Origin of the sequence: Pseudomonas matsuisoli (assembly GCF_014647635.1) — a bacterium.
Taxonomy (GTDB): domain Bacteria; phylum Pseudomonadota; class Gammaproteobacteria; order Pseudomonadales; family Pseudomonadaceae; genus Pseudomonas_P; species Pseudomonas_P matsuisoli.
Genome location: NZ_BMPO01000013.1, coordinates 13365 through 34644 on the forward strand (window position 1 = coordinate 13365; position 21280 = coordinate 34644).

At 60.9% G+C, this 21280-nt stretch carries 19 protein-coding genes, 1 tRNA gene and 1 pseudogene; 10 read left to right on the top strand and 11 right to left on the bottom strand.

Annotation, left to right across the window (positions count from 1 at the left end):
- Positions 1-40: 40 nt before the first annotated feature.
- Positions 41-1288: an Mks condensin complex protein MksB gene (gene mksB, locus IEY47_RS19995; RefSeq protein WP_188986016.1), complete on the bottom strand. Its 1248-nt coding sequence runs from the start codon at positions 1286-1288 to the stop codon at positions 41-43.
- Positions 1289-1463: 175 nt separating this feature from the next.
- On the opposite strand from mksB, the gene IEY47_RS20000 reads away from it, so the two are divergent.
- Complete coding sequence (locus tag IEY47_RS20000) at positions 1464-2327, top strand: energy transducer TonB (RefSeq protein WP_188986018.1); 864 nt, start codon at positions 1464-1466, stop codon at positions 2325-2327.
- The gene (gene rimI / locus IEY47_RS20005; protein WP_188986020.1) at positions 2324-2776 is read left to right on the top strand and encodes a ribosomal protein S18-alanine N-acetyltransferase; all 453 of its coding nucleotides are present in this window, start codon (positions 2324-2326) and stop codon (positions 2774-2776) included. Before IEY47_RS20000 ends, rimI begins: the two co-directional genes overlap by 4 nt.
- A gap of 13 nt (positions 2777-2789) precedes the next feature.
- On the opposite strand, the gene IEY47_RS20010 is transcribed toward rimI, so the two are convergent.
- A complete protein-coding gene (locus tag IEY47_RS20010; RefSeq protein ID WP_188986022.1) occupies positions 2790-3332 on the bottom strand; it encodes a phosphotransferase system, HPr-related protein in 543 nt (180 codons plus the stop codon).
- 161 nt (positions 3333-3493) lie between these two features.
- Here IEY47_RS20010 and otsB point away from each other — a divergent pair, with 161 nt between their 5' ends.
- Together otsB and otsA are read left to right on the top strand one after the other, a co-directional pair.
- On the top strand, positions 3494-4276 hold the full coding sequence (gene otsB, locus IEY47_RS20015) for a trehalose-phosphatase (protein ID WP_188986024.1): 783 nt from the start codon (positions 3494-3496) through the stop codon (positions 4274-4276).
- Positions 4273-5679 carry an alpha,alpha-trehalose-phosphate synthase (UDP-forming) gene (gene otsA, locus IEY47_RS20020; protein ID WP_188986026.1) on the top strand — a complete coding sequence of 469 codons (1407 nt, stop codon included), beginning with the start codon at positions 4273-4275 and terminating at the stop codon, positions 5677-5679. The genes otsB and otsA overlap by 4 nt, the downstream gene beginning before the upstream one ends.
- A gap of 366 nt (positions 5680-6045) precedes the next feature.
- Here the strand turns inward: otsA and IEY47_RS20025 are convergent, their stop codons facing one another.
- The 3 genes and pseudogenes from IEY47_RS20025 to IEY47_RS20855 all read right to left on the bottom strand — a co-directional run.
- Positions 6046-6249, bottom strand: a complete 204-nt coding sequence (locus IEY47_RS20025) for a hypothetical protein (RefSeq protein ID WP_188986028.1) — start codon at positions 6247-6249, stop codon at positions 6046-6048.
- 276 nt (positions 6250-6525) lie between these two features.
- Complete coding sequence (locus IEY47_RS20850) at positions 6526-7389, bottom strand: methyl-accepting chemotaxis protein (RefSeq protein ID WP_373293645.1); 864 nt, start codon at positions 7387-7389, stop codon at positions 6526-6528.
- Positions 7381-8184: pseudogene (locus tag IEY47_RS20855) on the bottom strand (MCP four helix bundle domain-containing protein); the annotation flags it as partial. The pseudogene IEY47_RS20855 and the gene IEY47_RS20850, both read right to left, overlap by 9 nt.
- A gap of 337 nt (positions 8185-8521) precedes the next feature.
- Here IEY47_RS20855 and IEY47_RS20035 point away from each other — a divergent pair.
- Complete coding sequence (locus IEY47_RS20035) at positions 8522-9334, top strand: restriction endonuclease (RefSeq protein WP_188986032.1); 813 nt, start codon at positions 8522-8524, stop codon at positions 9332-9334.
- Positions 9335-9446: 112 nt separating this feature from the next.
- On the opposite strand, the gene IEY47_RS20040 is transcribed toward IEY47_RS20035, so the two are convergent.
- From IEY47_RS20040 to IEY47_RS20060, 5 genes are all read right to left on the bottom strand, one after another.
- Positions 9447-9523: transfer RNA gene (locus IEY47_RS20040), tRNA-Met, on the bottom strand.
- Positions 9524-9753: 230 nt separating this feature from the next.
- Positions 9754-10149, bottom strand: a complete 396-nt coding sequence (locus tag IEY47_RS20045) for a PPC domain-containing DNA-binding protein (protein ID WP_188986034.1) — start codon at positions 10147-10149, stop codon at positions 9754-9756.
- Entirely contained in the window at positions 10146-10697 is a 552-nt protein-coding gene (locus IEY47_RS20050; protein WP_188986036.1) for a PPC domain-containing DNA-binding protein, read from the bottom strand. The genes IEY47_RS20045 and IEY47_RS20050 overlap by 4 nt, the downstream gene beginning before the upstream one ends.
- The gene (locus tag IEY47_RS20055; RefSeq protein WP_188986038.1) at positions 10697-12271 is read right to left on the bottom strand and encodes an acyl-CoA synthetase; all 1575 of its coding nucleotides are present in this window, start codon (positions 12269-12271) and stop codon (positions 10697-10699) included. The genes IEY47_RS20050 and IEY47_RS20055 overlap by 1 nt, the downstream gene beginning before the upstream one ends.
- 11 nt (positions 12272-12282) lie before the next feature.
- Positions 12283-13452 carry an acetyl-CoA acetyltransferase gene (locus tag IEY47_RS20060; protein WP_188986040.1) on the bottom strand — a complete coding sequence of 390 codons (1170 nt, stop codon included), beginning with the start codon at positions 13450-13452 and terminating at the stop codon, positions 12283-12285.
- A 408-nt stretch (positions 13453-13860) separates the two neighbouring features.
- Here IEY47_RS20060 and IEY47_RS20065 point away from each other — a divergent pair, with 408 nt between their 5' ends.
- The 3 genes from IEY47_RS20065 to IEY47_RS20075 are packed head-to-tail and all read left to right on the top strand — an operon-like array spanning position 13861 to position 17583.
- A complete protein-coding gene (locus IEY47_RS20065; RefSeq protein WP_188986042.1) occupies positions 13861-14892 on the top strand; it encodes a TRAP transporter substrate-binding protein in 1032 nt (343 codons plus the stop codon).
- A gap of 2 nt (positions 14893-14894) precedes the next feature.
- Positions 14895-16775: a TRAP transporter large permease gene (locus IEY47_RS20070; protein WP_229779554.1), complete on the top strand. Its 1881-nt coding sequence runs from the start codon at positions 14895-14897 to the stop codon at positions 16773-16775.
- A gap of 16 nt (positions 16776-16791) precedes the next feature.
- Positions 16792-17583 carry an SDR family NAD(P)-dependent oxidoreductase gene (locus IEY47_RS20075; RefSeq protein ID WP_188986044.1) on the top strand — a complete coding sequence of 264 codons (792 nt, stop codon included), beginning with the start codon at positions 16792-16794 and terminating at the stop codon, positions 17581-17583.
- Between the two features lie 470 nt (positions 17584-18053).
- Here the strand turns inward: IEY47_RS20075 and IEY47_RS20080 are convergent, their stop codons facing one another.
- A complete protein-coding gene (locus IEY47_RS20080) occupies positions 18054-18971 on the bottom strand; it encodes a LysR family transcriptional regulator (RefSeq protein WP_188986046.1) in 918 nt (305 codons plus the stop codon).
- A gap of 156 nt (positions 18972-19127) precedes the next feature.
- On the opposite strand from IEY47_RS20080, the gene IEY47_RS20085 reads away from it, so the two are divergent.
- Both IEY47_RS20085 and IEY47_RS20090 read left to right on the top strand, forming a co-directional pair.
- Positions 19128-20210 (top strand): sigma-54-dependent Fis family transcriptional regulator, encoded by a 1083-nt coding sequence (locus tag IEY47_RS20085; protein ID WP_229779558.1) that lies wholly within the window; start codon positions 19128-19130, stop codon positions 20208-20210.
- Positions 20211-20486: 276 nt separating this feature from the next.
- Positions 20487-21257: an SDR family NAD(P)-dependent oxidoreductase gene (locus IEY47_RS20090; RefSeq protein ID WP_188986050.1), complete on the top strand. Its 771-nt coding sequence runs from the start codon at positions 20487-20489 to the stop codon at positions 21255-21257.
- The last annotated feature ends 23 nt before the right edge of the window (positions 21258-21280 follow it).

The window sequence follows — 21280 nt, forward strand, 5'->3', positions numbered from 1 at the left end:
TGTCGCGCGTAAGACAGGCATCATCCACACGCGCACGTTGTTAGCCTTGAACGGAAGGGGGTGACAGCAGCGCGAAGGAACTCAGGCTGACGTGGTGCCCGGCCGTGAGGTACTCGCGGCGCTCCAGGCGTTCGCGTTGGAATCGTGGGTCGCGGGACAGCCGGGAGAACCAATACAGCAACTCATCGGTCGCTCCTTCAGGCTCTTGTTCCAATAGCCAAGCCATGAGGTCCGGCAGAGGGAGCGCTTGTTCGCAACGATCGAGCATTTCCCGGGCGGTTTGTGGCGCGCGCGCCGTGCCGCTTTTACGGTTGCCGGTGGCCTTGGGAAAAAGCGCGGGTTTGGGCTGGAAGCGCGCCAACGCGTAGACGTAGGCTTCGACCTGGCTGGCGGCGCCCAAAAAGTTGCTTTGCGGACGGGTGAACAGCGGCATCGCGGCCTGGGGCACGGCGTCGAGACCGCGCTTGCGGATCACCGACAGCGCAAGGGCTGCGCCACGCGTTACCGCGTTATGCCGACGAGCCTCTTCGCGCAATGGCAACAGCAGCTCGCGCGCCCGGCGGAGGGTCAGCTGAGCGCTCGTTTGCATCTCGAGGATGCGCGCGTGCGTGCGCAACAGCAGATCGTCGTCCACGAGCTGGCCCAGGCGTTGCTGTTCGCCGAGTAGCCGCAGCAGGACCTGCTCGACACGCCGGACGCCCTGTTCGAAGGCCCCGTCCGCCGCCACGAGTTGGATCATGGGTTCGACATATTCGTCCCAGGTGGCCAATACCTCGGCGTAGCGCTGGCGGAGGGGGATTTGCCGGTCGCCTGTCTTGGCGCGCTCGGCGACGCCAACCAGTGCCTGCTCGTCGTTATCGAGTTTTTTCAGGACATCCCGGACGCGCATATCCAGCAGCCGTAGCTGCCGCGCCAGGTCCTGCCCATCCCGAATTTCGAACGCATCCTGGATATGCCCCGCAAGGCGTTCCAGATGGCGCAGGTACGCTTCGATTTCCAGGCACAAGCCGAGCCGGTGCTCGCGACGTAGATAAGCCAGGAAGTCGTGAATCTGTGCATTGAGTTCGAACCGGTTAGGGCTCTTGGCTACCGGCACTAGAATGTCCAGGCGTATCCACTGGTCCAGTAGCGCGGTGATCTCGGCGGGGCTGGCGTCCTGCAGCGCGGCGCCGAGTTGAAGACGCAACTCCGGAAGGCTGAGCGTGCCCGCATCGAAGCGTTCGCAGAGCGGCTCGAGCAACGTCCAGTGTTCAGCAAGGGCGCGCAGAACGCGTTTGGGATCGATCATTGGGCGAAGGGCTTCGTGAAAAAAGCGGGAATTGTACTGCAGCTGTGCCTGTGTCTCAGCCGTTCTCGACAAGAAGTGCGATGGACGAATCGATCGGCCGCGCTTTGCCTGATCGGCGTTTCCGGCGACAATCCCGCGTATCGAAAGCGCAGAACCCGCAGATTCAAGGATCGCAATGATCGAAGAAGGCCGTCGTAGGGCTTACCTGGACGCGATGCAAATCAATACCTGGTTGCCGAGATGCGAATTACCGTTCGCGGCGCCCTCGCGTCCCGAGCTGCTGCAGCCCATCGTGGTAAGGACCGATGCCGTTCCTGAGCCGGCTGTTGCGCTTGAGGTGTTGCAGGCGTCGGTCGTGCCCGCCAGCGAGCCGGTCGCGGAACGGCCCTCGGTGCGAACGATCCCGCCGGCGGCGAAGGGACTGTCGCTTGCCGAGCGAATAAAGCAGGGCATTGGCAAAGGCAATACGCCAGCCCAGCCCGCTGTCTCGGTCCAAGCGCCTGCGGCTGAAGTCGTGGAAGACGCCGCTGCAGCGCCTGCATCGGCACCGGCCGCGCCGCCTCGGTTCACGCTACAACTCGCGCGCGCGGGTAAGTGCCTGCTCCTGGTCGACTTGCCCACGGGCGAACCCTTCCAGCGCCGTGATCCGGCTTATCTTCTGCTCAAGGATATCCTGCGCGCGGCTGGGCTTACGGACAGCCCGGAGTGGATCGGCGAGCCGGTTCGATGGCCGCAATTCGCCGGAACAAACTTCGATCAGGGCCCCGCGGCGGCCCGCGACTACGTGCAGGGGTTCATTGCCGGGCGAATGGACGCAGGCGACCGATGCCACTGCCTATGGCTGGTCGGCCACGCCGCCGTCCGCTTTGCTGGAAACGGTGATCAGGACAGCTACGACACCGAAATGCAGATCGACGGCCTGGGCACCGGCTTCGCCATGCCAGGCTTGGAAGACATCATGGACGAGCCTCAACGCAAGGCGTCCCTTTGGAAGGCAATGCGATCAATACGCCAGCGCTGGTTGGAACAACAGGAATGACGGACGCCGTTAGCTTTCGCCGAATGATCGAGGCGGATTTGGATGCCGTGCTCAAGATTGAATATGCCGCGTTCAGCCATCCCTGGACGCGGGGTATCTATCTGGATGCGCTCAAGTCCTACGAGTGCTGGCTGATGTTCGAAGGCCAGCAGCAGGTAGGGCATGGCGTGATCAACGTGATCGTCGACGAGGCCCATCTACTTAACATCACGGTAAAGCCTGAAAGTCAGGGGCGCGGTCTGGGCCTGCGCCTCTTGGAACGCCTGATGGCGCGGGCGAGTGAGCTGAAAGCCAACGAGTGCTTCTTGGAGGTACGAGCCAGCAATCAGTCGGCGTACCGCCTATATGAGCGCTATGGCTTCAACGAGATCGGCCGACGGCGGGACTACTATCCCGCCGTCGACGGACGCGAAGATGCGCTTGTGATGGCCTGCACATTATTCGACTAGATCCTGTCGCGGCTCACTCGCCGAAGGAGCCGCCGTCCCGCGTGTGCTTGCGATTCGCTTCGAGGGCATCATCGCCCGCCAATTCATCGTCGATCGTAACGCCGGGCTCTGGCTCGAGCGGCTCGGTTGGATCGCCGTCCCAAGCTTTGTCATCCAGCGGATGACGACGACCGAGCTCAGCTTCATCGAGGCCATACCCGCCGCCGATGTCCCCTGCATCCACTTCGGTCAATTCCTTGTCGGCGGGATAGGCATCGCCGGGCTCCCGTGGCGAACGTGCGCCCGATTCGTCCAGTAGCGTCTCGGGGCTTACGTCGTCCATGCTGACGCCATCTTCGTGGATGCCGGTACCCAGTGTCTCCCCGCCACTCAAGCCGGCTTGTTGCACGCGCTCGTCTGGAAATTCGCGTTCCGCTTCTTCGGGCGAACGCTCATCGCCGACACGCCCCTGACGCTCATCCTGCCGTTCGCTGAAATCCAACTGATCGATGGATCCCATGCGGTCTTCCGTATCGTCGATCTCTCGTGGGGTATACGGTTTGCGCTCTGTGCTCATCGTTCTGTACCTCGTCAATACACTTGAAATAGTGACTCGAACGTTGCGGGAAAGATTCAGTACCGTCGGCGAAACCGCCGCAAGCGGACCGCTCGGTCGACGAAACACGTGAATACGAATAACCCTTGGAACGCTGAGGATTCGCCACCAGTCTGAAAGGCATGAGCGAATCAATCCCCAGCGGACGGCTGAGCCTCCGCGATACAGCGTTTTTCTTCGATGTCGACGGCACGTTGGCAGACATCCAACCTCGCCCGGAACTCGTATTCATTCCTGGCGCCACCCACCATGCGCTGTCGCGTCTTCAAGCGCTTGGGGCGGCAGTCGCGGTCGTCTCGGGGAGGCCGCTGGTCCAGCTCGATACGTTGCTGCAGCCACTGACGCTGCCCGCCGCGGGTGTTCATGGTGCTGAAAGGCGATCCGCTGACGGTGCAGAGCAAGCCCTAAAGTTGGACGATGTCATGCGCGTCGCTCTGGAGGCAGAGCTTGCCGCCGCGGTCGATCGGTACCCCGGGCTGATGGTGGAGAACAAGCGAATCGCGTTTGCCCTTCATTACCGGCAAGCGCCCGAGTTGGAAGCCGACATTCGCGCGCTGGTGCATGCGCTCATCGAGCGATATCCCACGCTGGTCGTACAGCCAGGCAAGTGCGTCTTCGAATTGAAGCCCAAAGGTGCGAGTAAAGGCGAAGTCATTCGCACTTTCCTGCAAGAGCCACCGTTCGCAGGAAAGACACCGGTCTTTCTCGGCGATGACCTGACCGACGAGGCCGGATTCGAAGTGGTCAATGCGCTTGGGGGGATATCCATAAAAGTGGGGGAAGGCGAGACCTGCGCACACTATCGGCTCGATTCCGTCGCCCACGTGGGTACTTGGCTGGACGATTTACTCGCCCATGCGGCGAGCATTAGTGAAGATCAAATAGAGAGGGGAGGCCCGAAATGAGCCGCTTGGTAGTGGTATCCAATCGTGTCGCACCAATCAAGGAAGGCAAGGTCGCGGCGGGCGGATTGGCAGTAGGTGTTTACGATGCGTTACGTGAGTCTGGCGGTATCTGGTTTGGCTGGAATGGCGAAACCTCCAGCAACCCGATGCTGGTCTGCGAAACGCAGGGCAACATAACGTACGCGACGATTGGCCTGACGAAGCGCGACTATGACAACTATTACCGCGGCTTCTCTAACGCAACGTTATGGCCGACGTTCCACTACCGCGTGGACTTATCACGCTACCTACGCAAGGAATATGAAGGTTACCGCCGGGTTAACGCGATGCTCGCCGAGCAGCTGAAACCACTCCTGCAGCCGGACGACATCATTTGGGTTCATGATTACCACCTCATTCCATTTGCGGACGAGCTGCGGCAGCTGGGCGTTCGCAACCGCATCGGCTTCTTTCTTCATATCCCATTCCCCGCACCCGAAACCCTCACCTCGATACCGCCACACAACGAGTTGTTCAGGACGCTGTGCGCTTACGACCTGCTGGGCTTCCAAACCGAAGTCGACCGTCAGGCCTTCGAGGACTACATCACGCGCGAAGTCCGTGGCGTGGTTAGCAAGAACAATACGATGACGGCCTACGGACACACCTTCAAAGCCGCGGCGTACCCTATTGGGATCATGCCCGACGAGATCCAGGAGCTGGCGGCGAGCTACAAGGGACGCCGCCACATTTCCGGTCGTGGACGCGAAGGCGAACCGCGCAAGACCATCATCAGCGTTGATCGCCTCGATTATTCCAAGGGGCTGGTGGAGCGTTTCGAAGCCTATGAGCAATTGCTGGACAACTATCCCGAGCATCACCGCGAAGTGGAGTTCGTTCAGATCGCACCGACGTCACGCTCGGACGTAAAGACGTATCAGCGTATTCGCCAGCAGTTGGAGACGCAGGCGGGCCATATCAATGGCCGCTACGCGGACCTCGACTGGATGCCCGTGCATTACCTGAACAAAAGCCACGATCGAAAAATTTTGATGGGGCTGTTCCGGACCGCATCGATTGGCCTGGTAACACCCTTGCGCGACGGCATGAACCTGGTGGCCAAGGAATACGTAGCGTCGCAAGATCCGCAAAATCCGGGAGTGCTCGTACTGTCCCGCTTCGCAGGTGCAGCTCGCGAATTGACCTCCGCACTGATCGTCAATCCTTACGACCGGATGGGGATGGCCGAGGCGCTTGACCGGGCCCTGCGCATGCCCCTGGCCGAGCGTAAGGACCGTTGGGAAAACATGATGCGCGTGCTGCGCAAGCAGAATCTGGCGACCTGGCGTGACGATTTCGTTCGCGATTTGCGAGGGTCGGCGCAGCGCGCCGCGGCAAAGGGGTGGGCAGTTCACGCCCTATAAGAGGGAGTTGAGGCAAGCCGTGCGGCGCGGGCTACGCGGCTTGAGGCATGGATCGTCACTATTGCTCGACCGGACGCTGAGCTGCCATACCTTGTTTGAATATTCGCTTCTGGAGTCTGCATCACGCATGCCATGCGTGCGCGGGACACACGACGTTCACTGCGCATGCTGTTAGGCAAATGTCAGTGCAGTTATGGCATTTCGTCGGGCAAAAGAAAGGCCCGCGCGAAGCGGGCCATAACACACACACCAAGAGGAGGCCGAATCCGTTCAGCTGTGTGGACTATGCGCCTCCCCCTGTAAAAATTCCGTGAAAAGAATATTCACTCTTCATTAGCGACCCACCAGCGATGTGAAACGCTTCGATCACGGGATATGGACCTGCAGGCTGCTGAGTGCCCACTTGGCAACCAGCGCCCAGCCAACCGCTCCGATCACGGTAAGAGCGCCGAACCCCACAATGATGCCCAAGGCAATTTGTTTCCATAGCCCGGCATGGCTGGTGGACGGTTGTTGGCGGGAAAAGGGAACGTCACGTTCCGCCCTAATGTTATCGAAATCGTCTTTCATGATGGTCCTGGACAGGGGCCTGGAATGGCGCGCTTGTGGCAAAGGGCCGACGATAGTCGGCACGCTATTCTCGGACCAGGTGATGCCGGCTTCAACTGGCACGCGGCGAAAGGATTTTCGACCCGTTGAGCCGCAATGACTCGTCGAACCTGTCGCGGACATGGCCCCCTCCGGCAGGCCGCTTCCCCATGTGTGGGAGCGGGCGGGACGGCCATCCGCGGGGCGGCCATTCGCCGGGCCCGCGACAACTGTTCCCCCGGTAATAAATGCTCGCGCTTACAGCTTGAACCGTTGCACCAACCCATTGAGGTCCACGGCCAGCCTGGACAGGTCCTGGCTGGCGGCATTCGTCTGGTTGGCGCCGGCTGCGCTCTGCATTGCAAGATCCCGAATGTTCACTAGGTTCCGGTCCACCTCACGCGCCACCTGTGCCTGCTCTTCGGACGCACTGGCAATAACTAGGTTGCGTTCGGCGATCTGGCTGATTGCGGCTGTGATTGTTTCCAGCGATTGACCCGCCGCCTGGGCGATCTCCTTCGCTGAATGAGCGCGCTCGTTGCTTGATTGCATCGCTTGAACAGCACCCGATGTATCGCCCTGGATGCCTTTCACCATGGTCTCGATTTCTCGGGTCGATTCCTGGGTGCGATGTGCCAACCCGCGAACCTCGTCCGCGACCACGGCGAAGCCGCGGCCTGCTTCCCCTGCGCGCGCCGCTTCGATGGCGGCATTCAAGGCGAGCAGGTTCGTTTGTTCGGCGATCGTACGAATAACGTCCAGCACTCGGGTGATGCCGTTAATCTTTGCCGCCAGCTCCTCGACCTGCGCTGCCGTGCCGTTGACATCTTGCGCCAAGGCATTGATGGATTCGACTGCGCGATTGACTTCCTTCTGACCGTTGCGCGCAACGTGATCCGACTCGCGAGAGGCTTCCGATGTGGCAACGGCGTTGCGGGCCACTTCGTCCACCGCGGTAGTCATCTCGTTGACCGCCGTCGCGGCCTGCTCGATTTCACCGTTCTGTAGTTGCAATCCACGGCTGGCGTCTTCGGTTACCGCGTTCAACTCTTCGGCAGCCGAGGCGAGCTGGTTGGACGAATCGGCGATGGATTGGATCGTGTCGCGCAAGCTGGCCTGCATTTCTGCGACTGCGTGCAAGAGCTCCGCAGGTTCATCCTTGCCACTAACGTGCAACGTCCGCGTCAGGTCGCCCGCCGCTATCGTTTTTGCCGCAGCAAGGGCCTCTTTCAACGGCGCGACGATGCTACGGGTCAGCAGTAGCGCCAACGCTATGGTCAGCGCGGCCGCAATGATGATGAAGGTGATGATCCCCGTCATCGAGCCGGAGTACACCTCGGTCGAATGGGCTGCAGCATCGTCGGCAGTCTTGCGATTGATGGCGATAAGCGCTTTGTAGGATTCGCCCAGCGCATCCGAAATCCGTTTGTAATCGCCTCCCAACAAGGCACGAAGAGCGTCGAGCTGCCCTTGCGTCGAGAAGTTCACGGCCTGCTGATTGATTGCGAAGTATTCGTTCAAAAGGCCATTGAAAATCTGGTACTGCTCGCGCTCTGCGTCAGAGCTCAGCAGCCGAGCGTATTGCTCGTTGGCAGTCTTGAGCTTCTGCGTGAGTTCGTCGGCGCGGGCGGTGCTTTCCTTGACCTCGTTTGGATCGCGATCCACATACAGACGAAATGCCACTACGCGTACGCGAAGAATATTTTCGTTCAGCTCACCCAGCCGCGCATAACTGGCGAGGCTGTCCTCCCGCACGCGGGATGCTTCGCTGTGCATCACGCTCAATTGCCGCAGGGCATACATACCCAGCAGTAACACGACCATCGCGATCAAGGCGAAGCAGATCGCAGCCCTGGGCGCGACCTTAATATTACGAAGAAACATAGAGCCCCTCCCGGTGGCGGCAGCCCCCGCCATGTGCGGCTTGGGACGTTCCAGATATCGGCCCGGCGGGTTGTTCCTAGATCACCGTTGGTCGGCCACCGGACGGCCTTTCTGTCAAGTGCAAAAGGCTCGGAACCTGCCGGACCGTCTGGGTCAGTGATGAGGAGCGGACGGGAGATCGCCGAGCTGCGGCCCTTCCGCGAAAACTCGACGAAAGGCGCTTCGACGGTCCTACGGCGATGGCGGGTTAAAACGTAGGGAAAGTCGTTTGACTAGTACTTTTTGCGGGCTTTACGGCGCTCTCGCGGCGGGTTAGCGTGCGCGACATGGCATATCGCCACAGAACTGATTCACCTCCGAGGTTAAAGGAATGGCCCGCCGTCACAAGACAACTCCCCTTGAAGACCTAATGTATGTCGCCGCGAAATTCCCGTGGTGGCTAACGCTCGCGCTCGCCGCATTCAGCTTTCTATGGCTGCGCGCCTATGTCGGTCAGCCCATCGTCACAGTCACCGATCCCAAATTGATGGCGAATGCACTGCCAGGGCAATCGCTTCGTACCCTCGCCAGCGTCGGCCAATACCTGCTGCCGCTGGCATTGCTGTGCGGAGCGGCGGCGTCAATTTTCGCGCGGGACAAACAGCGCAAACGCGTTGATGGCGTCGCGCGCGTTTTTGAATCAGAAAAAACACTCGACGGCGTTAGCTGGCAGGTGTTCGAGGCGCGGGTGCGGGAGGCTTTTGTCCGGAACGGCTTTTCCTTCGTTGACGTGAATGGGGAGGGCGCTCGCGAAGAGAGCCACTTCCTTTTGCTCAAAGATAGCGAAAAGCATGTCGCGCTCTACCAACACTGGCGCTCGAGCAAAGTCGGTATCGACGCTATTCACGACTGCCTTGGCGCCATGGCGGCCGAGGGCGCGGTCGGTGGGTTCATCGTTACTGACGGCGCGTTCACCCGCGGTGCTAGGTCCTTCGCCCACGAACGCGGCATTCAATTGCTGGACGCAAGCGCGTTGAAGCGTTGGAACGCTAAGCCCGCCGGAGCGGGTTCTAGTGGCACGCTTCAGCCGGTGAGCAAGGTAACAGCGGGCGATGACGTATCGATCTGCCCGGTCTGCTGCGGCCCCAAGAATGTGTGTGAGGAGAAAAGCGGCGCGTGCTGGCAACGCATCGTCGGGATGTAGGCCAAGAACGACGCTAGCCGAACGCGCAACACTCGCGCGTTCGGTGCGGATGCCTAGAAAAACGCAGGCATAAAAAAAGGGATTCAGCTTTCACTGAACCCCTTGGAAAAGGTGGTGGCTACGCAGGGACTTGAACCCCGGACCCCAGCATTATGAATGCTATGCTCTAACCAGCTGAGCTACGTAGCCAACGTGGCGCGCATTATTCTCATGAGCCGCAAGCCTGTCAACCCCGTTCAGCATCAAAATCAACCGCCTGATCAACCTCTTACGACGCACGGTGTGCGACGCCCGGCCTGAAAGGGCTGGTCCGCGTTCACGCGGAGACTGACCCCGCACCGCCAGCGAGGCAGGCCGTATCGGCCAGGGGTCGGAAGACGCTATCGGGTTGGGCCGATCGGGAGGTTGCCGACGGCCGTTCAGCCAGGCAGCCACTCCTGCAGTGTTAGCTCGATGGTGATGAAGGAGAGGTTGCGGCCTCGCGCCAGAAGGCCTGCGTAAATCTTGCCGTCGGCGTCAGCAACGACCGCTTGTAATCGACTGTCGCCGGCACGGATTTCACCCGTAATGCTCAAGATCTCCACGCCGGGACCCGTGACGGGAATGAGTTTGAGTCCCTCCCGGCTGTGATATTCGAGATTGGCATCGATCAGGCTACCTAACCCGCCCCGCACGACGGCAGCGCCGATACCGTGGGCGGCGCACAGGGCTTCGGCGCTGTCCATGATGTCCTCGTTCGGTTTGAGGCGGGCGACAACGAGCCGACCCAGGCGACCACTCTGAATTTGAGTCTCATCGAGTACGGCGGCGTTCATACGGCCTCCTGTAGCACGGGATGTAGCAGGCTGAAGTGGGTTTCGCTGTCGGGTTTGACCTGATAGGCGACGTGGTTGAACAGGCACAAACGAATGACCAGCGGTTCGCTGCCGACGACGATCCGATCCAGCACCAGATGGCCACCGTGCTGCCCACCTTCTCGGTCGATGAAGCCTGCGTGGCAGTGCAGCAACGCCTTGTCCTGTGGGTCGCGGCCGACGGTGATGGCGCCGCTGACGAAGGTGATGTAGCCGTCGAGTACCACGGGCGCGCCATAGTCGTAGGGCTTTTGCTCAGAGGTGGTCACGACCATGCGGTGGTAGGCGAGATGGGACGCGCCTCCGCTCAATAGACGACCCACCGCACTGGCGTAGCGTCGGCCTTCGAGTACTTCGAGCAGCGTCTTGCCGACATTGGTGCCGGGAGCTAGGACAATGCGCAGTTCTTCACCCTCGGCCACCTCGCAGTCCAGCAGACGAGGCTCTTGCGGTTCTCCACCGTGGATGAAGTGGCGAACGTCGCCTTGTTGTTCGAAATGGGGTTGCATCAGGCCACCTCCTTGCGCTCTTCGAGCAGTGCGCGGATCTGTTTCTTGACGATCTTGCCGTACGCGGATTTGGGCATTTCGCTCCAGCGCACGAAGCACTTGGGCCACTTGTAACGCCCAATACGTGGTTCCAGATGAGCAAAGAGTTCATCGTCGCTGACATCGCCATTGGTGACGATCACCGCCACGCCGCACTCGCCCCATTTCGGGTCTGGCACACCGAGTACGGCGACTTCGCTGACGGCGGGGTGGAGGAGGAGGGCTTCCTCGATTTCGCGTGGGTACACGTTGGAGCCACCAGATATGTACATGTCCGAGGCGCGACCGGTGATGAAGAGGAAGCCTTCTTCATCGAGATGGCCAAGGTCTCCGGTGTTGAACCAACCATGCTTGAAGGATTTCGCGTTGGCCTCCGGGTTGTCGTTGTAGCCGCTGAAGACCGCAGGGCCGCGCACGCAGATGTCACCATCCACACCCGCCGGCAAACGGTTACCGTCTTCGTCGAGGATCCCCACCTGCATGCCGGTGCGCGGATAGCCACAACTGCCGACTTTCATACCTGGGCCGTCCTCCGCGTCGTGCAACTCCGGCGGCAGCACCGTGATGTTGCCGGTGACTTCGCCAAGGCCGTAATACTGCACGAGTACCTTGCCGAGCTTGCGCAGCGCGTGCTGTTGGTCCGCGCGGTACATCGGGGCGCCCGCGTAGATCACGTAGCGCAGGCTGCTGTGATCGTATTTATCGACGGCTTCATTCTCGGTGAGCATCTTCACGATGGTGGGCACAGTGAACATGTTGTCGACCTTGTGCTCTTGCACCAGCCGCCAGGCCTCGTCGCAGTCGAGCTTGTCACCTGCCGGCAAGATGGAGGCAGCGCCGCGCGCGGCATTGATCAGCGCATGAATGCCCGCGCCGTGGGAAAGCGGCGCGACGACCAGTGAGCGTGAGCGATGCGTAAGGCCGGGCATGAGGTCGGCAATGTGGTTGGTGATGACGAACGCCATTTGCCCGTGGGTCAGTACGCCAGCCTTGGGGTGGCCGGTGGTGCCGGATGTGTAGAAGAACCACAGCGGATCGTCGTAATCGACCTCGGCCGGCTGGAAGCTGTTGCGGGTCTGTAAGCCCTCGTCCAGCAAACCCGAATAACTCAGCTCCCCTTCACGTGGTTGCCCAATGGCAATGACATGCTGCAAAGCGGGGGAGACGGCTTTCACCGCGTCGACGTAATGTCCAAACCCTTCGTCGTACAGCATGGCGACAGCGCCGCTGGAGCTGCCCAGGTAGGCGGCTTCCGGTGGGGTGATGCGTACGTTGGTCGGCACCCAGACCGCACCGAGGCGGAAGGCGACCCAGGCGCTTTCGAACAATGGAAGGTTGTTGCGTGAATGCACCAGCAATTTGTCGCCCTTACCGATGCCACGTGCACGCAAGGCAGTGGCGACGGCGTCCACGCGTTCGAGTAGCTGGCGCCAGCTCACGTGATCGTTGCCACGGATAAAGCCAGGTTCATCAGGCAGGCGGCGGGCGACTTGTTCCAGCAGCTCGCCGAGGTTCATGACGTTCTTGATACCCATGAGTCGCTCCTTCACTTCACGGTTTCTAGAATGCTGACGTAGTTGGTAACCGCCGCGCCGCCCATGTTGAAAACGCCGGCACGGCTGGCCTTGGCGAGTTGCATGTCACCGGCCTGACCACTGAGCTGCATGGCGGCCATCACGTGCATGGAGACGCCGGTGGCGCCAATCGGATGGCCCTTGGATTTCAGCCCGCCGGAGGGATTGACCGGCAACTTGCCGTCCTTGCGGGTGATGCCCTCGGTGATGACGCGCCCGCCCTGGCCGCGCTCGGCAAGGCCCATGGCTTCGTACTCGATGAGTTCGGCAATGGTGAAGCAGTCATGGGTTTCCACCAGCGACAGGTCGGACAACCCGAGTTCAGCCTCCTTCAGCGCCTGTTGCCATGCGCGAGCAGCGCCTTCGAACCAGGTCGGGTCACGACGCGAAAGCGGCAGGTAGTCGTTCACCTGAACGGCAGCGCGGAAACGCACACCTTGGCGAGCGTCGCCGATGGCATCTTCGCGGCTGATGATCAGCGCGGCGGCGCCGTCCGTGATCAAGGAGCAATCGGTACGTTTTAGTGGGCCTGCAACGAAAGGGTTTTTCTCGGACGGGTTGCGGCAGAAGTCGAAATCGAAATCGCGGCGCATGTGTGCGTAGGGGTTGAGGACACCGTTTGCGTGGTTCTTCGCCGCGATCATCGCCAGTGCATCGGACTGGTCGCCGTAGCGATCGAAGTAATCTCCGGCGATCACACCAAACACGCCAGCGAAGCCGCCTTCGATTTCGGCTTCTTCCCGGGTGTAGCAGCACTTGAGCAGTACCTTGCCGACTTCCGCTGTGGGCAGCGTATTCATCTTTTCGAAGCCCAATACCAAGGCATGCTTCGACTGACCGCTGAGCACCGATTGCAGCGCCGAATGGATAGCTGCCGAGCCGGTGGAGCATGCGTTCTCAACCCTCACTGCCGGTTTGAAGCGCAGCGCCGGAATGCTGTTGGCCAGGAGCGTGGAGGGGAAGTCCTGGTAAAGGAAGCCGGCGTTGAAGTGGCCGACGTGAACCGAGTCGATCTGCTCGGGATCGAGGCCTGCGTGCTCGATTGCGCCGATACCGGCGTCGGCAATCATCTGCTCTGGGTCGAGCCCATCGAACTTGCCGAACTGCGAGTGATACCAGCCGGTGATGACGGGTGAGTGCATGTGAGACTCCCTGTGATTGTTGTTTTGTGGGGCTTCAGCAAAACGAATGCCAGCCCGGAGAAAAACGCCGGAAGCGCGGCGGCTCAGGGGTTGGTGGCGTGAATGGCGAAAAAATGTGTCACCGCAGATGGGCGGTCAGGTGTCGCATGGACCCTGTACAGGTGATACCCCTGCGACACCTGTGACAGCGGGGCTGATTGCCTGCCCGGTTTCAAGTAGTAAGTCCAGCTCTTTGGTTTTCCCTATGGAAAACAATTAATTAGTCGGCTGTTCCAGGCCGCGGATGGCCCACTTCCCTGCGCAGGGCGCAGTGGCGAACGGCTGGCATTCGAATTGCTATGTCTCCTTCACCTCGTTCGCCACGGTCTGGCGATCAGTCAACAAGAACAACAATCAGGAGACTCGAACATGGCCGATTTCTCGCGCCGCAATTTCCTCAAGACCGCATCCTTCGCATCCGCGGCGATGGTGGCTGGTGGGCTCGGCTTGTATAGCCCGAACTCGCGTGCCGCCGACTTCCGCCTCAAGTTCGCCAACAACATGCCCATGACGCACCCGATGAACGTGCGGTCGCGGGAAATGGCCAAGGCGATCAAGGAAGAAACCGATGGCGCGGTGCAGATCCAGGTGTTCCCCAGCAGCCAGCTGGGCAGTGACACGGATACGCTGGCGCAGCTGAGGGCTGGTGCAGTGGATATGTTCGCGCTGTCTCCGGTGATCCTCGGGACGATGGTGCCGGCGGTGCAGATCAGCGCCATTGGCTTCGCCTTCAAGGATTACGATCAGGTTTGGAAGGCGATGGATGGTGAGCTCGGCACGCATGTGCGGGGCGAAATCGAGAAAACGAAGACCTTGTTCGCGTTCGACAAGATCTGGGACAACGGCTTTCGCGTCACCACCACCAGCTCCAAGCCCGTACCAACGCCGGAAGATCTGGTGGGCATGAAGCTGCGTGTGCCGCCGAGCCCGATCATCATGTCGATTTTCCGTGGCTTCGGCGCGGCGCCAGCGAGCATCAACTTCGCTGAAACCTATTCCGCCCTGCAGACGCGCATCGTCGAAGGCCAGGAAAACCCTCTGACGCTGATTTCGTCCGCCAAGCTCTACGAAGTACAGAAGTACTGCTCACTGACCAACCACGTATGGGATGGCTTCTGGATGCTCGGCAACAGCGCAGCGTTCGCCAAGCTGCCAGCGGACATGCAAGCCATCGTGCGTAAACATGTGGATGCAGCCGTCGTGGCGCAGCGTGATGACCTGGCCAAGCTGCAAGGCAGCATCCAGGACACCTTGAAGCAGCAGGACATGGAGCTGGTCGAAGCTGCTCCAGAGCCGTTCCGCGAGAAGCTGCGCGCTGCGAACTACTACAACGACTGGCATGAGAAATTCGGCGACGACGCCTGGGCCATTCTCGAGAAGTACGCCGGATCCCTGGTCTGACCGTGAACACGCACGTCGCCACGGCCTCCACTACTTCAATGCGCCTGCCGGCCCGGGCGCTCGTCTGTCTCAATCGCTGGGTGATGAACGTCGTCGGCTTTCTGGCCGTGGCGTTGCTGGTGATCGAAACCTGCGTCCTGCTTGCCGGGGTGTTCTTCCGGTATGTGCTGCACAGCCCATTGATCTGGTCGGACGAACTGGCGTCCTCGCTGTTCATCTGGCTCGCCATGTTCGGCGCCGTGCTGGCGCTGGACCGCGGTGAGCACATGCGCATGTCGGCCATCGTCAACAAGCTGCCGGAGTCCTGGAGAGGGTTCTGCGAAACGTTGTCGGCGATGATCGTCTGCCTCTTCGTGGCGATGATCATCTCGCCTGCGATGCAGCATTCCCATGAGCAGATGTGGATCACCACGCCTGCCCTCGGGATTCCGGATGGCGTACGTGCAGCGGCATTGCCCACGGGCGCGGTGCTGATGCTGCTCGCGGCTGTTGCACGGATGGCGAAGTATTCCAGCGTGCGCCAGTTCGGGTTTGGCCTTGGTGTACTGGCGGCGGTGACGGCCGTGCTTTGGGTCAGCGAGCCGCTGCTCACGGCGATGGGCAACTACAACCTCATCATCTTCTTTTTCGTTTTGCTGGGCGCGTGTGTCTTCGGCGGTATCCCGATCGCGTTCGCCTTCGGTACGGCGACCATCGCCTATCTGGGGATCGTCACGCATGCGCCGCTGATGATCGTGGTTAGCCGAATGGACGAGGGCATGTCGCACCTTGTGCTGCTGGCGGTGCCGTTGTTCGTGATGCTGGGCGTGGTGCTGCAACTGTCGGGCATGGCGCGCACCCTGATCGACTTCATGGGATCGCTCATCGGCCACGTCCGCGGCGGCCTGCAATACGTGTTGCTGGGGGCGATGTTCCTAGTGTCGGGGATTTCCGGTTCGAAGGTTGCCGACATGGCAGCCGTGGCGCCGGCACTGTTCCCAGAGATGAAGAAGCGTGGCTCCAAGCCTGAAGAGCTCGCCGCGTTGCTGTCGTCCACGGGCGCAATGACCGAGACGATTCCGCCAAGCCTGGTGCTCATCACCATCGGTGCGGTGTGCAGCGTATCCATCACCGCGCTTTTCATTGGCGGTCTGGTACCGGCGGTAGTGGCGACGATCGCCATCGCGCTCGTCTGTTGGTGGCGTTCGCGCAAGGAAGAGATGCCCAAGGTCGAGCGTGCGCCGCTGTCGGTGATCGGCAAGACCTTCGTCATCGCGTTACCTGCACTGGCGCTGCCGTTGCTGATCCGTGTGGCCGTGCTGGAAGGCGCCGCAACCGCGACCGAGGTGTCGACGATCGGTGTCGCCTACGTCGTGATGGTCGGCTTGGTGATGCACCTGTTCATGCGGCACATCGACTTCCGCAAGGTGTACCCGATGATGGTGGAGGCCGCGGCGCTGTCCGGCTCTATTCTGCTCATCATCGGCATGGCGTCAGCGATGGCCTGGGCGTTGACCCAGTCGGGCTTCTCCGCCGCGCTGGTCGACGTGATCAGCGAGATCCCCGGCGGGGCGATCGGCTTCATGATCATCACCATCCTTACCTTCATCGTGCTGGGCAGCGTTCTGGAGGGCATTCCTGCCATCGTGTTGTTCGGCCCGCTGATGTTCCCGCTGGCCGAGATGCTCGGCATTCATCCCGTGCACTACGCGATGGTCGTGATCCTGTCGATGGGTATCGGCTTGTTCGCACCGCCGCTAGGGGTGGGTTTCTACGCTGCGTGCGCGATCAGCAAGGTCTCGTCGGACGGCGTGATCCGCCGGGTTTGGGGTTACCTGGGCGCGTTGATCGTGGCACTGATCGTCGTCGCCTGCTTCCCGTGGCTCTCCATCGGCTTCCTTTGATTCTGGGATTATCTTCATGACTCAAGCAGCTAGAAAACAGGCTTCAAACAATGCGGTGGGGCGAGTGGCGCTAGTCACCGGCGCCGCGATGGGGATTGGTGCTGCGATCGCCGAGCGACTCGGGCATGACGGCCACACGGTGGTGATCGCGGATATCAATTTGAGTGCGGCGGAAGAAATGGTGGTGGCGCTGGCGGCGCAGTCGGTCGAGGCCTATGCGTTGACGGTCGATGTCAGTGATGCCCTGTCTATTCAGTCGGCGTTCGAAGAGGTCGAACGACGCTTCGGCCGCTGCGACGTGCTGGTGAACAATGCAGGAATCGCCAAGACCTTGCCGTTCACCGAGTTTCCGTTGGACAACTGGCAGCGCACGCTGGACGTGAATCTGACGGGCGCGATGTTGTGCGCGCAGCACGCCGCGCGACTGATGCGCAAACAAGGGTGGGGGCGGATCGTCAACGTCGCGTCCATCAGCGGCATGCGCGCCAGCTCCGGGCGAACCGCCTATGGAACCTCCAAGGCGGCGCTCATCGGGCTTACCCGGCAGATGGCGATCGAGTTGGCGGAGTACGGCATCACCGTCAACGGTATCGCCCCCGGCCCGGTGGACACACCGCTGACGCAACTGATGCACACCGAAGCGACCCGTGCGTCATACGCCCGCGCAGTACCGATGAAGCGTTACGGCACGCCCGCGGAGATGGCTGGAGCAGTGGCCTTCCTGGCGTCGGACGATTCGTCCTACGTCAGTGGGCATGTGATCCCGGTGGATGGCGGGTATATGGCGTCTGGGATTCTGGAAATTTGAGTTGGGGGTTGAGCTAATGCTGTTCACTCGAGCCTGGCCTGGTAGTTGCTGTGGGAGCGGGCCATGCCCGCGATTTGCAGGTATCGAGGGGATTACCTGGAGTTGAACTCGGCGTGACATCCCTTTTCGCCCTTTTCGGGCGAGTTACGTTTTCTTGCGTGGCCAAGAAAATGTAACCCAAAAGAAGGCCACCCCTGCATCCGGCCCCATACGAAGCGGGCTTCGTATGGGGTCCCCTCGTTCCATCGCCGTTTTGAGGGCACGTTGCGAAGGGCCATCCATGGCCCATCGCAACTCTCGCGACATCCATGTCGCTCAACCCTCAAAACGACGACTCCACTCGGCCTTCTGATGGGGACCCCGTGTGGCGTCTGGGACTCCGCGTAAATCTTAATGAAGATTGGTCATCTCGTAGGGCGGGTGCAACCCGCGCATGCCACCGACGCCGCGGGTTACACCCGCCCTACGATTCAACACCGCTCCTCCTCACTCCAGGCCGCCTCGACATCGCGCCAGGCCTGCTCAGCGCTCTCCACGAACGTCGCGATACAGGGGTTGTGGTTGTCGTTCTTCCACACCGCCACGACCTCGATGATTGGCGCGTTTTTCAAGGGTTTGAAGGTGGTCGTGCTCAAACGCATATTGCGCATGGAGCGCGGCACGATGGCGATGCCCATGCCTTCGCCGACGAGGTTGACGATGCTCTGCTGCATGTTGATCTCAAGCCCGACGTTCGGCGTTACCCCATGCTGCAGACAGTAGGAAACGATCATGTCGTGCAAGGCCGGAGCGATGCGTTTGGGCGTGACGATGAATATCTCGCCTGCCAGTTCGGCCGGGTCGATGACGTCGCGTCCGCGTAGTCGGTGGCCGGGCGGCAGCACCACCATCATGGGCTCACGGAAGATGGTGATCGTCTCCAGCCCGGTGCAGTCCTGCGGGCGGTACATGATGGCGACGTCTTTATTCCCGCTGTAGATGTCTTCGGCCAGATCCAGCGGAAGTGTTTCCGCAAGCTTCAGGTTCACCTGCGGATAATGCGCGGCGTAGCGACGGGTCACCGTCGGCGTGATGCTGTAGGCCGTGGACATCATGAAGCCCACTGACAGTTCACCGGCATCCCCACGCGCCGTTGCCAGCGCGTTTCGTTTCGCCTGTTCGAAGGCCGAAAACACGGCGCCCGTATCCAGATAGAACCGGCGGCCCGCTTCGGTCAGCTCTACGCGGCGGCGTGAGCGGTCGAACAGCTTTACCCCGAGCGCTTCCTCAAGCAGTGCGATCTGTCGTGAGAGCGGCGGCTGGGATATATGCAACAACTCGGCAGCCTTGCCGAAGTGAAGCGTCTCAGCGAGCACCCGGAAGTAACGGAGATGGCGTAGCTCGATCACTGATGCTCCAAAAGGTATCAATGGATGCTGAATTATGGATTGGAAAAAATAAGTCTGCCTCTCTATCGTCAGTCGGGAAAGCCAAGAGCCCGCTGCGTCACAAGCGCCGCGCCTCGCATAGTCACAAGCTATAGAACAATAAAAGGTGACCGTCTCATGCCTGCTTCGTCCGGAGTTGCCCTGCGCAACGAACAACCGCTCGACTCTGTTTCCAATCTCTCCGACTGCGATATTGCCAACGACACCGACCCTCAGGTTCGGCAGGCGTTTCGCCGTGCATTGCGTCTGCTCGAACGCGGGATTTCCGTGTTGATCCAGGGTGAGACGGGAACCGGCAAAGAAGTCCTTGCCCGTGCGCTTCACGATCACAGTGAGCGCCGTAATGCGCAGCTCGTAGCGGTCAATTGCGCGTCGATTCCTGAAAGTCTCATCGAAAGCGAGTTGTTCGGTTATGCCAAAGGCGCTTTCTCCGGTGCGTTGACCTCCGGCAAAAAGGGCAAGGTGCAACAGGCCGACGGCGGCACGCTGTTTCTCGATGAGATCGGCGACATGCCCTACGAGCAACAGACGAGATTGCTGCGAGTCATCGCCGAGCGTGAGATCACCCCGCTGGGTTCCGAGCGTAGCCTGCCGGTGAATTTCACCCTGATCTGCGCAACTCACCAGAACCTGTCCGAGCGCATCGAGACTGGCGAGTTTCGCGAAGACCTGTTCTACCGCATCGCCACGGGCGTGGTGCAGCTGCCGCCATTGCGGGAGCGTACCGACCGCGCCGAGCTGATCTGCGCCATGGTCGCGCACGAGCTACCGGGTAGCGATCCTCGTCAGTTGATTGCCAGCGATGTGTGGCAACTGTTGATGCAGCATTCGTGGCCGGGAAACCTGCGGCAGATGAGGGCGGTGATTCGTTATGCCTGCGCGGTCATGGAGGGTGATCGCATTCAATGCTGCGATCTTCCGGCGGATTTCATCGCCTCTGCGGGCGGGCCTTCGCTGCGCGCCTATCCCAACGTCACCCCTATTCGCCAATCCATGCCGACGGTAGCCATGCCGTCCGAGGCAGGGCAGGGCGAGCAACGCCAGGAAATCCTCGAGGTGCTCAACGAGTGCCGCTGGAACATGTCAGCCGCCGCACGTGAACTCGGCATTTGCCGGGCGTCGCTGTATCGGGTGCTGCGTCGACTGGAAATCCCTCCACTGCGGGATCAGGTGGCCCAGGGGGCCTACCCCTCGCTGTAAAACGGCAGGCAAAGCGCCCTGCCGAAACACGACTCGCAGGGTTACTCGCACCCTGTAGGAGCCAGCTTGCTGGCGATCCAGATCCAACCTGCAACACGGTTGCGTCTGGGCGAACGCGATCGTCAGCAAGCTGATCGCAGCCCTACTACGTGATCGACAGCTCCCCTGTGATACCTGGTTCTCGGAGGTTTTTTAGAGGTTTCTGTAGGCCCCAACACCGTATGCAACCTTGGGAGCATTGCTTCCATGCCCTCTACCCTTGTCGGAATAACAACAATGAATACCGAACCTATCTCCTTCGACCTGCATGGCCGTAACGCACTGGTAACGGGCGCCGCACGTGGTATTGGTTACGCCGTCGCGCTGGCGCTTGGGCAGCGGGGCGCGGCCGTAGCTGTGTGTGACCTCGATCTTGAGTCGGCTGAACGCGCTGCGGCTGCATTGGCGGAGCAGGGCATTCGCGCCATCGGTCTGCGCGTGGATGTCTCCAGCGAAGAGCAGGTCGCGGAAATGGTCAGGGCAACCATAGCCACGCTAGGCAGCATCGATATTCTGGTGAACAACGCAGGGATCTGCTCGACCGCACCGTTGCTCGAGGTCAGCGCGGCAGAGTGGCGCAGGGTCATGGCAATCGACCTGGACAGCGTGTTCTTCTGCGCGAAGGCCGTGTTGCCGGGAATGATGGACCAGCGCCATGGACGCATCATCAATCTCGCGTCGGCGGCAGGGAAACGGGGCGGTGGGCTACTTGGCAACAGCTGTTATGCCGCGGCCAAAGGAGGCGTGATCGCGCTGACCAAAGGGCTGGCCCGCGAGGCGGGACCGTATGGAATTACCGCCAATGCGATCTCACCAGCGCTGACGGATACCGAGATGACCAGCATTCTTGCGCCCGAAGGACGTGCCCGTGTGCTGGCGGACATGCCCCTTGGCCGCGCAGGTACACCACGGGATATCGCCGGTGCGGTCTGCTTCCTCGCCTCGGAGGCCGGCAGCTTCGTGACGGGCGAAATCATGGACGTGGATGGCGGGTTCATGCGGGATTGAGGGGCGGGCATGTGTTGCCCGAA